Below are 12,557 nucleotides of genomic sequence, written 5' to 3'. Positions count from 1 at the left end.
GCCTAAATCTAAGTCTAAGCCCTGTATTCCTACAGGGCTTTTTTGTTGCTGTTCACGCCAGCTATGTCTATTGCTTAAGGACTTGAGGTAAAAGCTGCGCTTTGTTGCTACAATAGCCGTGCTTTTGGGTTGAGCGAGCATAGCGCTTTATTCTTAACTCAAGCTAGCCAGAATCTTGATAGACCAGTTTAATCGATAAGTAACGCAATTTCAGTAACCTAGCAGCCGCTTCGTTACCCACCACAGGATATTCACCTTGAGCAACTCTGATACTAAGCCTAATCCATCAATGGCTTTTTCGACTCTTAAGCTAAAACCCGAACTGCTTGAGAACCTTTCTTCTATGGGCTACAACGAGATGACGCCAATTCAGGCGCAAAGTTTGCCACCCATTTTAGCGGGGCAGGATGTGATAGGTCAGGGTAAAACTGGCTCGGGTAAAACGGCTGCCTTTGGTTTAGGGTTACTGAACAAGTTAGACGTTAAACGCTTTCGCATTCAAACCTTAGTACTGTGTCCTACTCGCGAGTTGGCCGACCAAGTGGCGCAGGAAATTCGTACCCTTGCCCGTGGTATTCATAACGTTAAAGTACTGACACTTTGCGGCGGCGTGCCTATGGGGCCGCAGGTTGGCTCGCTGGAACACGGCGCGCACATTATTGTGGGTACGCCGGGTCGTATCGTCGATCATTTAGATCGCAATCGCTTAGATTTAAGCAATCTCAACATGTTAGTGCTCGATGAAGCCGATCGCATGTTAGAAATGGGTTTCCAACCCGCCCTCGATGCGATTATCGAACAAGCGCCACGTGAGCGTCAGACGTTGCTATTTAGCGCGACGTTCCCAGAGCAAATTCAATCGATTGCTAAGCAAATCATGTATGACCCAAGCATGGTTAAAGTTGAAGGTAATCACGACAGTTTAAGCATAGCCCAGCATTTTTATCACTTAGACGATGACAAGGCGCGTATGCAAGCGCTGCAATTATTGTTGTTAGAACATAAGCCTGAAAGCGCTGTGGTGTTTTGTAACACGAAACGCGAAACTCAAAAAGTGGCCGATGAGCTTGAAGGTTTAGGCTTTAGCGTATTGGCTTTGCACGGCGATTTAGAGCAAAGAGACAGGGACGAAACCCTGCTGCAATTTGCTAATAAGAGTGCCTGTGTATTAGTGGCGACCGATGTTGCCGCCCGTGGTTTAGATATCGATGCACTGGATGCCGTGTTTAACTATCACGTTGCCTACGACACCGAAGTGCACATTCACCGCATCGGTCGTACTGGCCGTGCGGGCAGTAAAGGCGCCGCCTATACCTTCTATAACGACCAAGACGGTTACAAAATTGCCTTGTTAGAAGAGTATTTAGAGCGCGAAATCACCAGCGAATCACTACCATCAGAAAGTCTGCTCGGCAACACGCCTGCAGCCCCAACCATGATCACTTTGCAGATCGATGGCGGTAAGAAGGAAAAGCTGCGTCCTGGGGATATCTTAGGCGCGCTGACAGGCGAAAACGGTATCGAAGGCTCACAGGTGGGTAAAATCCAAGTGACCGATTACCGCGCCTATGTGGCCGTTAATCGTAAGGTTGCCAAGAAAGCACTGAACAAAATTACTGGTGGCCGCATTAAAGGAAAATCTTACCGCGCTTGGCCAATGAAGTAAGTTTGGCCTAGCTTGAGTTGAATCGTACCTCGATTTAATTCGCTCTATTTTTAAAGGGAATAAACCTGAGTTTATTCCCTTTTTTATTGGGTGATTAATGCAGTGACTGAGTCTGTTTGTTTTGTAAATGTTAATTATGGCAGGGAGTTAAGTAACACTTTGTATTTGTCTGCTGAATTGATATGCCCCTCAGCTTGCCTGTGGTAGAAGTGATTCTGAGTAAAAAATAAATGAGCAGATTAACGACTTTGTCAGGTGATAAGGCCTGCATCGGTTTGGAGTATTTATGTTTCGATGGACTATTTTACTAAGCCTCTTTTTGAGCGCAGCGAGCGCTGCATCAATTCAGCCAGAGTTGCAGCCAGAGTCACAACCAGAGCGGCAATTAGAGTCACAACCAGCGTCGCAACCGTTACAGCACTTCATTTATATTAATCATCGTGAGGAAAACGGAGAAAACATTCGTGCCGACAAGGCGCTGCGCGATCCCCGTTTTGGCGGTGCGCAGATTGTTTATACTTGGCGCAGTTTAGAGCCTAAGCAGGGCGAATATGATTTCAGCGCGATTAGGGCCGATATTGCCTATCTCGATTCGATAGGCAAAAAATTGTGGATCCAGCTGCAAGAGAAATCCTTTACGCCGAGGTTTAACGTGCCTCAGTATTTGCTCGATGCTCCGATTTATCAAGGCGGTGTGTTGAAGCAAAGCATGCTGAGCGCGCCAGAGCGTGATCCCAATAAACCTGTGACGGATGATGAGTATGGCTGGTCAGCCAAAATGTGGGAGCCTGCAGTACGTGCGCGTTATCAACAATTGGTGCGCCAGCTAGGTCAAGAGTTTGATGGGAAAATTGCGGGCATTAACTTTAGTGAAAGCTCAATTGATGTGAGGACTGAAAACGCCGATGGAACAACGACGTTCCCCAGTGATTTTAATCCTAAAGCCTATATCGATGCGATTGGCGAAAACATGCAAGTATTAGCTGAGTCATTTCAGCATTCAACCGCTATGGTGTATTTGAACTTTTTACCAGACGAATGGCTGCCATGGAATGACAAAGGCCATATGCGAGGTTTGTTTGCGCAAGCCAAAGCGCTCAATATGGGGGTAGGTGGCCCAGATTTAATGCCATATCGTAAAAGCCACATGGCACAAAGTTATGCTTTTATTAAAGAATATCCAGCGGCATTAGTGAAAGGCATGGCGGTGCAAGACGGTAATTTGCGGCAGATTAATCCCAAAACAGGTAAAAAGAATACTGTGCCTGACTTGCTGGATTTTGCACAAAACTACCTAGGGCTAGACTATATTTTTTGGGTTGAAGATGAACCCTATTTTACGGATGAAGTCCTGCAGCAACTGCCAGATATTAAGGCGAATTAACCTAGGTTGCTGTTTAAAGTTTTTTTTAGGTTGTTGTTTAAAGCGGCGATTGTTCAAGCGAGTTATTGGTCAATGTGTGGATAACGCGCTAAATGTATTGTGCAGCTTGTTGACTATATAAACAAAGACAAACAAAAACGCCCAATTCCTGACGGAGTTGGGCGTTTTTTTAGGGCTTAATGCGGCTAAATCGCCAAGCGAGTTCGCTCAGCGGGTGCATTAATCCTGTGAATGTCTTGGACGACTCGCACCGTTATTTGGGCGACGGGTGTTTTTCTTTGGGCCATTGGCGTAAGGATTCTCACCCGCTTGGCCACGATTTTCGCCAGCACCTGAACGGCTTTCACTTGGACGACTAGCGCCTGCGTTATTAGCTCGACCATCGTTTGAACGTGGTGGGCGTGGTTTGGCATCGGCGCTGTGTCTTGGATTCTTGTCGTTTGGCTTGTGGCCGCGCGCGACGTCACCGCTGCGTTGACCATCTTTATGCTCGGCGCTTCTTGGGGTGCCATCGCGTGAGCTAGGTTGGTTTGAGCTGCGGGTATTTCTACGGCTTGGTACTGATTTACCACTGCTTTTTCCGCCGCCACCTAAACGTGACTCAGGCAATACATGGTTAAAGCCTTCAACCATTTCTCGGTCTAATACGCGATTGATCAAGCGCTCGATATCGTTCAGCAGTTTGATTTCTTCGTTGCTCACCAGTGACACGGCTTGACCCGATGCGCCAGCGCGGCCAGTACGGCCGATGCGGTGCACATAATCTTCTGGCACGTTCGGTAAGTCGAAGTTAACCACTTGTGGCAATTGGTCAATGTCCAAACCACGGGCAGCGATATCGGTCGCAACCAGTACGCGAGCTTGACCATTTTTAAAGTCGGCCAAGGCTTTAGTTCGTGCTGTTTGGCTCTTGTTACCGTGGATAGCGGCGGCTTTAATGCCCGCATCTTCAAGGCTTTTCGCCAGACGGTTAGCGCCATGTTTAGTGCGCGAGAATACCAGCACTTGTTGCCAATCGTTTTGCTTGATGAGTTGGATCAACAGTGCCGATTTTTGGCTCTTATCGACAGGGCAAACCCATTGTTTTACTGTGGTCGCCGCCGCGTTACGTGGCGTGACCGAAATTTCGACCGGATTATTCACTAAGCCTTTTGCCAGTTCACGAATTTCATCGGAGAAGGTGGCTGAGAACATCAGGTTTTGGCGTTGCTTAGGTAAAATGGCCAAAATCTTACGGATGTCGCGGATAAAGCCCATATCGAGCATGCGATCGGCTTCATCTAATACTAAGATTTCAAGCTGGCTGAATTTCACCGCTTTTTGATTGTACAGATCCATCAATCGACCTGGTGTGGCGACTAATACGTCGACACCGTGGCGCAATTTCGCGATTTGTGGATTGATAGGCACGCCACCAAATATCACCGCTGAGCGCAGTGGTAAATTTTTACCATAGGTTTCAACACTTTTTGCAACCTGAGCCGCCAATTCGCGTGTTGGAGTTAACACTAATGCGCGCACTTGGCCTGCTTGGGCACGGTTACCTTTACTCAGGAGTTCGAGCATAGGTAGGGTGAAACCTGCTGTTTTACCTGTTCCTGTTTGGGCGGCCGCCATCACATCTTTGCCTTGAAGCACAGCGGGAATTGCTTGAGCTTGGATTGGCGAAGGTGTGTCGTAGCCTTGTTCGGCAACGGCTTTAAGTATCGGGGCCGATAAGCCCAGGGAGGTAAAACTCATAGATTGGTCTCTTGTGGCAACGCTTTGCTGCATTTATGGTCAATAGCCAGGTCTGCTGGCGGGCGTGCAGCTTACAGGATCGGGGCCCTAAGTGCCATCGAATAAAGACTTTTACAGCGGGTTTCATTCATATTGGCACATAAATCGCTTGTCAGCGGCTTTCACTCGGTCTCGCTTATCTTTTAGGCGCAAGTTTCCTCAGCCGAATTTGAGCTTATTGAGGGCGAATCTGCGTCCTACGAAGTGCCGTTTTGTACTGGTAGAGGCTTTGTAGGCGCACTTTTACTGTTATTTTGGGGTGCGGTTGAGCCTAATGGACTCCCCAAATGTACAGTATGGCTATCAGATTGATTCAATCAACTAAACAGGCCGGTTTAAAGTTAACTCGTCGGCACTTTTTATCTAAAAATTAGAGTGAGTTAGCGGTAGATCACGCTAGATTAATTTGAGTGGTATAAACTCAAGGCGATAGGAGTAGAATTCATCAATATCTATTCTCTGCATGCTTGCGATTACTCTTGTGTTTATTTTAGGATGAGCCAACGCGGGAAACGGTTAAACGCCTCTCATTTATAGGTGGACTATGACAGCGATACAGCATATTGAACGCCTTGCCCGAGGTCGCAGTGAACAGGCCGTCGCTGTGATTAAAAATGTGCAGCAGATGTCGAACATCCCCATGCATGAGATGCAACTCGCCCTCAAACAATTACTCAACTGCGGCCGAATTGCGCTGCATTTTCACCCCGATAGAATCGACAGCCGTGGTATGACAGTGGCCGAAGGTTTGCTGCGTGATGGTCAATACCGCAGTCAGTTTGAGACCCATATTTCCAACGGTCAGTTATCCCCTGAATTAGGCGGTCCACGGGATCACTGGGAAAATCAGCTATTTGGTGATGTATACAAGGGCACTAAATCTCGGCCTAAATATGGCGCACTCGATCTGGGCATGTGGCAGGACGGTCCCGCGCCGCGTTTTGGTAGCTGCTATTTGCTGACCCACGCCAGTGTGATGGCACGTTCAACCTTTTGTTATCTCGACTCGTACCGCAATCCGAAAGAGAAGGGCACGCTATCATGCTTTGATGATGTGTTAGCGGCGCTGCTGACCGAGAGTTTTGAGCGTCACTATGCCTTAGGCAAATCCGACTTTAAGCCGTTGAATGTGATTCATTATTTGGGGCATCAGCTCAATGCTTCCTTGCTGTCACGTTTTGAGCGGCCGTTATCGAATAATCTTGACCATTATATCGAGGCGCAGATCCATGGCGATGTTTCCCTCGATGAAGATATCGCCATGCTGGTGGCCGATCCAAGTTTTAAAGGCACTGATATTGGCGCCAGCTTAAGCAAGATTTGCGACAGATATGATATCGAGCTGCAATATCATGATGGTTTTAGCCTACATACGGCGCAGATCCCAAGCGATTTTCGCGGGCCGACTATGCCATCGCTCGCTAATCGTATCGCCATAGAAGACAGAGTCGATGCGTATGCGATAGGTGTGGCCGCGCGGGATTTATATCATTCACCCCAGCATTGGCGCGAACGCGGTAACCGTGCCCAAGTCGCCCACGAACTTAAGTTGCTCTGGCATGTGTTAGTGAAATACGGCTCAGTGCAGTAAGTCTTTAATATAAACAACGAGCTAACTTAAGGTTTGCTTGTGGCTTTTTGAATACTGACTGCTGCGATTTACTGAGCAGGGTTAAATACTTTAAGTTTTCCCAAACAGGCTAGTGCTAGGGAAAGTTCCGTTAACTCAGGGATTTGTTTATCTTTAGCTCGTTTTTGTGAGTCCGCTAGCAAAAGTCTGTGATAGGGTTTCATCTGTTTTAGATGCCTGCGATACTGCGTCCCTATCGGAACTTTTTAGCCGTTGCAAGCCCCCTTAAACTGAGTGTTATCGATAGCCGATCCCCGTTACGAGTCGCTTAATTGTTTTCTTGTTGGAGCACCATGGATAAGTCGTTAGAAAAATCCCTGCTTGTTTGGCTTAAAGCCCAGAAAAAAGCCTGTGGCTTGTTCCTTAAATTGTCGTTATGGCTTGGGATGATAAGCGCCGTCGCTATGGTCGCGCAGGCTTATATTATCGCGACGATTCTGGATGGCGTGATCATGGGGCAGCAAGTCGTACCGCTAACTGACAATGCCCAAATGGTCAGTTCCAGCGTGAGTATTGATACTTATACTCCACATTTTATTGCGTTAATTGCCTTGATGTTACTGCGCGCCTTGCTGGCTTATGGACGTGAACGCGCCAGTTTTGAGGCGGGTAAGCGTCTACGTGGTCATATTCGCGCGGCAGTAATAGACAAGTTGACTAAGCTAGGTCCGGCGTTTATTAAAGATAAACCCGCAGGCAGTTGGGCAAGCATAGTGTTAGAGCAAGTCGAAGATTTACAAGACTTTTATGCCCGATACCTCCCGCAAATCAGCCTTGCTGGTTTTATTCCCGTACTCATCTTAGCGGCGGTTTTCCCGATTAACTGGGCGGCAGGATTAATTCTGTTACTCACAGCGCCGTTAATCCCTATGTTTATGATCTTAGTTGGCATGGGCGCTGCCGATGCCAATCGCAAGAATTTCAGTGCGCTTGCAAGATTGAGCGGCCACTTTATGGATAGATTAAAAGGCTTAAGCACCTTGAAACTCTTCCACCGTGGTGATGCTGAGCTAAAGGTAATCGCCACTGCTTCGGAAGAGTTCCGTAGTCGCACTATGTCGGTACTGCGGATGGCTTTTTTAAGCTCGGCGGTATTAGAGTTTTTTGCCGCGGTATCGATTGCAGTATTGGCGGTTTACTTTGGTTTCAGTTACTTAGGTCACTTAGATTTTGGCTATTATGGCGCCCATGCCAATATCAGCTCGAGTACAGATCCTGACATGGGCGGTATTCCTTTCAGCTTATTTACTGGGCTATTTATTCTGATTTTAGCCCCTGAGTTTTATCAACCGCTGCGCGACATGGGGACTCATTACCATGCTAAGGCGCAGGCTATAGGCGCGGCAGAAGCCTTGATTACCTTGCTCGAACATCCGGAACCTGAGTTTGTCGGCCAAGTGCGTATCAATAGCATAGAGACGCTGAGTGCCGACAATCTTGAGGTGTTCAGTGTTGATGGTACGCGTTTACTTGGTCCACTGAGTTTTGAGTTAAAAGAGGGTGAACGCTTAGCCTTAGTGGGTCCGAGCGGCGCGGGGAAAACCAGTTTACTCAACGCCTTATTGGGATTTTTACCTTACAAGGGCCATTTGTTGATTAATGGCCATGAGTTATCCGCATTAGACTTAGCCCATTGGCGACAGCACTTAGCTTGGCTTGGACAGGAACCGCAGTTATTTCACGGCACTGTGCGGGATAACGTTGCCTTAGCCGACCCCACTCTGCCCGATGATAGACTGTGGCACTTACTGGCAGAGGCCAATATCAGCGACTTCGTTAAGGCGCAGCCATTGGGTTTAGATGCCCCAGTCGGTGAACAATCCTCCGGTTTATCCGTTGGCCAAGCTCAACGTATTGCCTTAGCAAGGGCGCTTGGGCAAAAGGCGAGTTTGTTTGTCCTTGATGAACCCACAGCCAGTTTAGATAGCCAGAGTGAGCAGGCGGTGAGTTCTGCGCTGAATCGCGCCATGGCGGGTAAGATGTGCATTATGGTGACCCACAGATTAGATCAGTTAGATCAAATGGATACTATTCTTGTGCTCGATAAAGGCTTGATAGTGCAGCGGGGCGATTACACCACTTTGTCTGACACAAACGGCTTATTCCAAACTTTACTGCGTGAAAATGTTGAGTCCGTGGCGGATATTGAACTTGTACCGTTATCGGTCAGTGGCAGTGATACGCAGCTTGATAGTGATACTCCGGTCGATATTGCCGCCGAGCCCGCTAAAGGAGAGGCCCAATGAAAGTGCTAATCCCCTTTATTCGATTGTTCTCGCGCCAATGGCTGATGATGTCCGTGGGCTTGCTGCTGACCATTATTACCTTAATGGCAGGTATAGGTTTACTGTCACTTTCGGGCTGGTTTCTTTCTGCTACCGCGGTCGCGGGTTTGACGATAGTTACGGCCCAGTCCTTTAACTTTTTTACTCCTGCGGGCGGCGTGCGTTTTTTATCGATTGCCCGTACTGCCAGTCGTTATGGCGAGCGTTTAGCGACCCATGAGGCGACCTTTAAGTTGCTGACTGAGCTTCGCGTTTGGGCGTGGCGTAAACTCTTGCCGCTCAGTGCTAAAAATCTGCAGGGGCTACGCCGTGGCGACATGCTCAACCGCTTAGTTGCCGATATCGATACCCTAGATCATCTATATCTGCGACTGCTCACGCCTATGGCGGCATCACTGCTGATGACTGGGCTCTTGTATCTATTTCTCGCATGGTTCGATGCCAAACTTGCCCTCAGTCTTTGCCTGTTTTTAGTCGCCATTTGGCTGGTGATGCCACTGCTATTTTATCGCCTTGGACACGCGCCGAGCCGGACTATGCTCGAAACCAAGCGTCATTATCGGGTGCAGTTGTTAGATATGCTGCAAGGCCAAGCCGAACTCAGCCTATTTGGCGCCAACGATAGGTTCAGGCAAAAACTGAATGATGCGCAGACAGAGCTGTTTCGCAGCCAAAGTGCGATGGCCAATATCACTGCGCTCAGCCAAGCCATGTTGATCCTCTCCACTGGCTCAGCCTTGATCATGATGCTGTATTTAGCCGCTCAAGGTGTGGGTGATGCTGTGCCGCCGGGCCCCATGTTTGCGCTTATGGTGTTTGCCACTATGGCCTGCGTTGAGATGATGATGCCGATTGCGGGCGCGTTTCAGCATTTGTCTGGCTGCGTATTGGCGGCGACACGGATTAATGAAATCACTGAACAAGAGGCCGATATTCAATTTGTTGCCGATACTGGCCTGAGGGCAAAATCTGGCGCATTGCAGATTGAAGATATCCACTTTGGTTATCGAGACGATCAACACGTGCTGCAAGGTTTGTCCCTTGAGATAAAAGCGGGGCAAAAAGTCGCGTTACTTGGGCCAACGGGTTGCGGTAAGTCGAGTTTACTGGCGCTGATTACCCGCGAATGGCAAGCGCAGCAAGGGCACATCAAGCTCGATGGTCTTCCTCTTTCAGATTACAGCGAGCGCGGCCTTAGGGATGCGATAACTGTGATTAGCCAACGCATCTATTTGTTTGCGGGCACCTTGCGGGAAAATTTAGTATTAGCGCTACCTGTTATCGAAGGTGAGAAACGCACGGCCCACGACGCACGCTTGATTGATGTGTTACAGCGGGTCGGACTTGGCGCTTTACTCACGGGTGATAAACCGCTGGATATGTGGATAGGTGAAGGTGGACGTCAGCTTTCGGGCGGCGAGCAGCGCCGAATTGGTGTTGCAAGAGCGCTGCTGCGTGATGCGCCGCTGCTATTGCTCGATGAACCAACCGAAGGGCTTGATAAGCGCACCGAGCGAGAGATTTTAAGTTTACTGTTTGAATTTGCTCAGGATAAAACCTTGCTGATGATTAGCCATCGTTTAACTGCTATGGCTAAGATGGATCACATTCATCTACTCGGCCAGGGTAAGATTATTGCGTCTGGCACTCACCAGAGCTTAATTGAAAACTGTGCAGAGTATCAGGCCTTATACCAAAGACTCGCTTAAGCCTCCTGTATTCAAGCCTTTAACGCTCAAACCTTTGACGTTCAATATGATGAATAGCGATATATTTTACCCATTAAAAGCGGATATAAATCGATGAACCCTGCGATGCCAGAAGCATTAGCCCCACAAATCAATGCCCATTTTAATGGTAAGTTTGAGGTCGAGCTTAAATATCGCTTATTGGACCGCCACGCTTTTTTCGCTGCCTTGCAGATGAGAAATCCTGAGATCATGCTCGAAGATAATCTTGAGCATGACTGTTACTTTGATCTGCCATCGCAATCACTTAAAGGCGAACACAAGAGTTTGTGTATCCGTGAGATGCAGCCATCGGGGATTATGTTGTGGATAGTGAAAGGACCGGAAAAAGACCGCTGTGAAGCCGTTAATATCACCGAAGTGACCAAGGCAAAGAGTATGTTGCATACCTTAGGTTATGAGTGCGTACTGGAAATTAAAAAGCGCCGCAGTATCTATTTTCTCGGTGAATTTCATCTAACAATCGATCATCTCGAAGGCTTAGGGGATTTTGCCGAGCTTGCGATTATGACTAACGATGAAACCTTGTTGCCTAAGTATGAAGCGCAATTACAACAACTCGCCGCCGATTTGGGTTTAAGTGAAACGCAGCGGGAGTTGTTATCCTATCGGCAGTTGCAGCAGGCTTTAAATGATCAGTGATGGTTCAATCTTGTTGGATTTAAAGCTTAAAATTCATTGCTTAACGTTTAATAGTTTAAAGTTTAGCGGTGTAAGTTTAATGGCCGGATGCTAAATCCGGCTAAGCAATCCCTCGCAACAAACCGCTATGGCTTAGTTCAAATCCCTTTGAGCGTCACTGTCCATATCGCATTCAAGGTTTGTTTTAACTCGCTATCGACGACTTAAACTTAAGCCTTGTATTTAAACTTAAGCATCGCATTTACATTCAAGCCACTTTCACAAACTTAAACTCAAAATCAAACGATTTAAGCTGCGGTTACCCCGCTTTATTTGCCGTTAATTGCCAAATGCGTTTTAGCCTAAGCGTTGTGAAAAGGCGAGATAGCGTTTCACTTCCGCTTCAGGAAATTTCAATTCGTCACCATCTTGAACACTCGAGAGTAAATTCTCCCGAGCGAAACGTTTGATGGTCGCAGGTGTTTTATCTAACATTTCGCACACTTCATCTAAGGTTAATAAGTTATCGCTCATAGCACTCTCCCAGTATTTCAATAGAAACATAACCCAAAGAGTATAGAACAATAATTTCAACCAAGATGATACCTGCGACCTAAACCGCTAAGGTTATGACTCTATTTTGTGGTTGCGTGCCGTTTCCCGCACTTGACTCTCTATTTGCAGATGCCCTTTTGCCGCAGTTATCGCCAGAACCGCGCGGGACTTAAACTCGCGGCGATATAAGGTCGCGACCACAAATAAGCTCGCTGAGATAAAGAGTATCGGGTGCACAAACCAGCACAATACTGCCATCGAAAAGTAATAGGCGCGTAAGCCATAGTTATAGGAGTGCGCCGCTTGATCTTGTACCGTCGCCATCTGCCTTGCGTAGGCTTTGAGATTGTCGTTTGAGCCATCGCTGTCTAAAGGACCCGCGCCTATCATCACGTTCACAAAACCGTATTGGCGCATCGACCAAGTAAACTGGAAGAAGGCCATCACAAAAATACCGACTAACAGTGCGAGTTTGACTTGCACCAACGCATGATTCGGTGGCGTTGCGAAGGGAATCGTCGCAATCACACTTTCTAGTCGCTCAACTTGTGCAAATAAGGTCAGCACACCCGCGAGCACAAACAGGGTTGTCGAGGCAAAAAAGGCAATATTGCGTTCTAAGTTGGCCAGCAGCGCCGCATCACCCACGCGCACGCCGCGGGTCATCACCTCAAGCATCCAGTAAATTCTATGCTTATGCAGACCACGGGCAATACAGTCGGTATCTTTCGCCTTACGCCTGGCAAAGGCGGTATAGCCAGCCCAAGAAACGATAAACCACACCAATGCAGAAATATCTAACAACGAAAATGTCATAGCTACCTTGAGAAAGTGACCTTGATAAAGTGAAAATTAATCAATCGATTGAAGGCTGATTATGAAGGTTTGT

At 47.8% G+C, this 12,557-nt stretch carries 9 protein-coding genes; 6 read left to right on the top strand and 3 right to left on the bottom strand.

Annotated elements, in window-relative coordinates; genetic code table 11:
• Window positions 1-289 precede the first annotated feature (289 nt).
• Together dbpA and Q4Q54_RS07190 are read left to right on the top strand one after the other, a co-directional pair.
• Window positions 290-1,666 (top strand): ATP-dependent RNA helicase DbpA, encoded by a 1,377-nt coding sequence (dbpA, locus tag Q4Q54_RS07195; protein ID WP_011847678.1) that lies wholly within the window; start codon window positions 290-292, stop codon window positions 1,664-1,666.
• A 286-nt stretch (window positions 1,667-1,952) separates the two neighbouring features.
• Entirely contained in the window at window positions 1,953-3,050 is a 1,098-nt protein-coding gene (locus tag Q4Q54_RS07190; protein WP_311988079.1) for a hypothetical protein, read from the top strand.
• Between the two features lie 219 nt (window positions 3,051-3,269).
• On the opposite strand, the gene Q4Q54_RS07185 is transcribed toward Q4Q54_RS07190, so the two are convergent.
• On the bottom strand, window positions 3,270-4,790 hold the full coding sequence (locus Q4Q54_RS07185) for a DEAD/DEAH box helicase (protein WP_311988078.1): 1,521 nt from the start codon (window positions 4,788-4,790) through the stop codon (window positions 3,270-3,272).
• Window positions 4,791-5,373: 583 nt separating this feature from the next.
• Between Q4Q54_RS07185 and Q4Q54_RS07180 the strand changes: the two genes are divergently transcribed.
• The 4 genes from Q4Q54_RS07180 to cyaB all read left to right on the top strand — a co-directional run bounded on the left by Q4Q54_RS07180 (window position 5,374) and on the right by cyaB (window position 11,134).
• Window positions 5,374-6,420, top strand: a complete 1,047-nt coding sequence (locus tag Q4Q54_RS07180; protein WP_311988077.1) for a DUF3626 domain-containing protein — start codon at window positions 5,374-5,376, stop codon at window positions 6,418-6,420.
• A gap of 332 nt (window positions 6,421-6,752) precedes the next feature.
• On the top strand, window positions 6,753-8,705 hold the full coding sequence (gene cydD / locus Q4Q54_RS07175) for a heme ABC transporter permease/ATP-binding protein CydD (protein WP_311988076.1): 1,953 nt from the start codon (window positions 6,753-6,755) through the stop codon (window positions 8,703-8,705).
• Window positions 8,702-10,453, top strand: a complete 1,752-nt coding sequence (gene cydC, locus Q4Q54_RS07170; protein ID WP_311988075.1) for a heme ABC transporter ATP-binding protein/permease CydC — start codon at window positions 8,702-8,704, stop codon at window positions 10,451-10,453. The genes cydD and cydC overlap by 4 nt, the downstream gene beginning before the upstream one ends.
• A gap of 93 nt (window positions 10,454-10,546) precedes the next feature.
• Entirely contained in the window at window positions 10,547-11,134 is a 588-nt protein-coding gene (cyaB, locus tag Q4Q54_RS07165) for a class IV adenylate cyclase (RefSeq protein ID WP_259483505.1), read from the top strand.
• Window positions 11,135-11,470: 336 nt separating this feature from the next.
• Here the strand turns inward: cyaB and Q4Q54_RS07160 are convergent, their stop codons facing one another.
• Entirely contained in the window at window positions 11,471-11,647 is a 177-nt protein-coding gene (locus Q4Q54_RS07160) for a helix-turn-helix domain-containing protein (RefSeq protein ID WP_311988074.1), read from the bottom strand.
• 93 nt (window positions 11,648-11,740) lie between these two features.
• Window positions 11,741-12,484, bottom strand: a complete 744-nt coding sequence (locus Q4Q54_RS07155; RefSeq protein WP_300481399.1) for a DUF599 domain-containing protein — start codon at window positions 12,482-12,484, stop codon at window positions 11,741-11,743.
• Between the last annotated feature and the right edge of the window lie 73 nt (window positions 12,485-12,557).

The organism is Shewanella sp. SP2S2-4 (assembly GCF_031932025.1).
Taxonomy (GTDB): Bacteria; Pseudomonadota; Gammaproteobacteria; order Enterobacterales; family Shewanellaceae; genus Shewanella; species Shewanella baltica.
This window is presented reverse-complemented; position numbering and strand designations above follow the sequence as displayed.

Excerpts from the sequence above, each read along its gene's own strand:
- dbpA (WP_011847678.1), top strand. The coding sequence starts at position 290 with ATGGCTTTTTCGACTCTTAAGCTAAAACCCGAACTGCTTGAGAACCTT.
- Q4Q54_RS07190 (WP_311988079.1), top strand. The coding sequence starts at position 1,953 with ATGTTTCGATGGACTATTTTACTAAGCCTCTTTTTGAGCGCAGCGAGC.
- Q4Q54_RS07185 (WP_311988078.1), bottom strand. The coding sequence starts at position 4,790 with ATGAGTTTTACCTCCCTGGGCTTATCGGCCCCGATACTTAAAGCCGTT.
- Q4Q54_RS07180 (WP_311988077.1), top strand. The coding sequence starts at position 5,374 with ATGACAGCGATACAGCATATTGAACGCCTTGCCCGAGGTCGCAGTGAA.
- cydD (WP_311988076.1), top strand. The coding sequence starts at position 6,753 with ATGGATAAGTCGTTAGAAAAATCCCTGCTTGTTTGGCTTAAAGCCCAG.
- cydC (WP_311988075.1), top strand. The coding sequence starts at position 8,702 with ATGAAAGTGCTAATCCCCTTTATTCGATTGTTCTCGCGCCAATGGCTG.
- cyaB (WP_259483505.1), top strand. The coding sequence starts at position 10,547 with ATGAACCCTGCGATGCCAGAAGCATTAGCCCCACAAATCAATGCCCAT.
- Q4Q54_RS07160 (WP_311988074.1), bottom strand. The coding sequence starts at position 11,647 with ATGAGCGATAACTTATTAACCTTAGATGAAGTGTGCGAAATGTTAGAT.
- Q4Q54_RS07155 (WP_300481399.1), bottom strand. The coding sequence starts at position 12,484 with ATGACATTTTCGTTGTTAGATATTTCTGCATTGGTGTGGTTTATCGTT.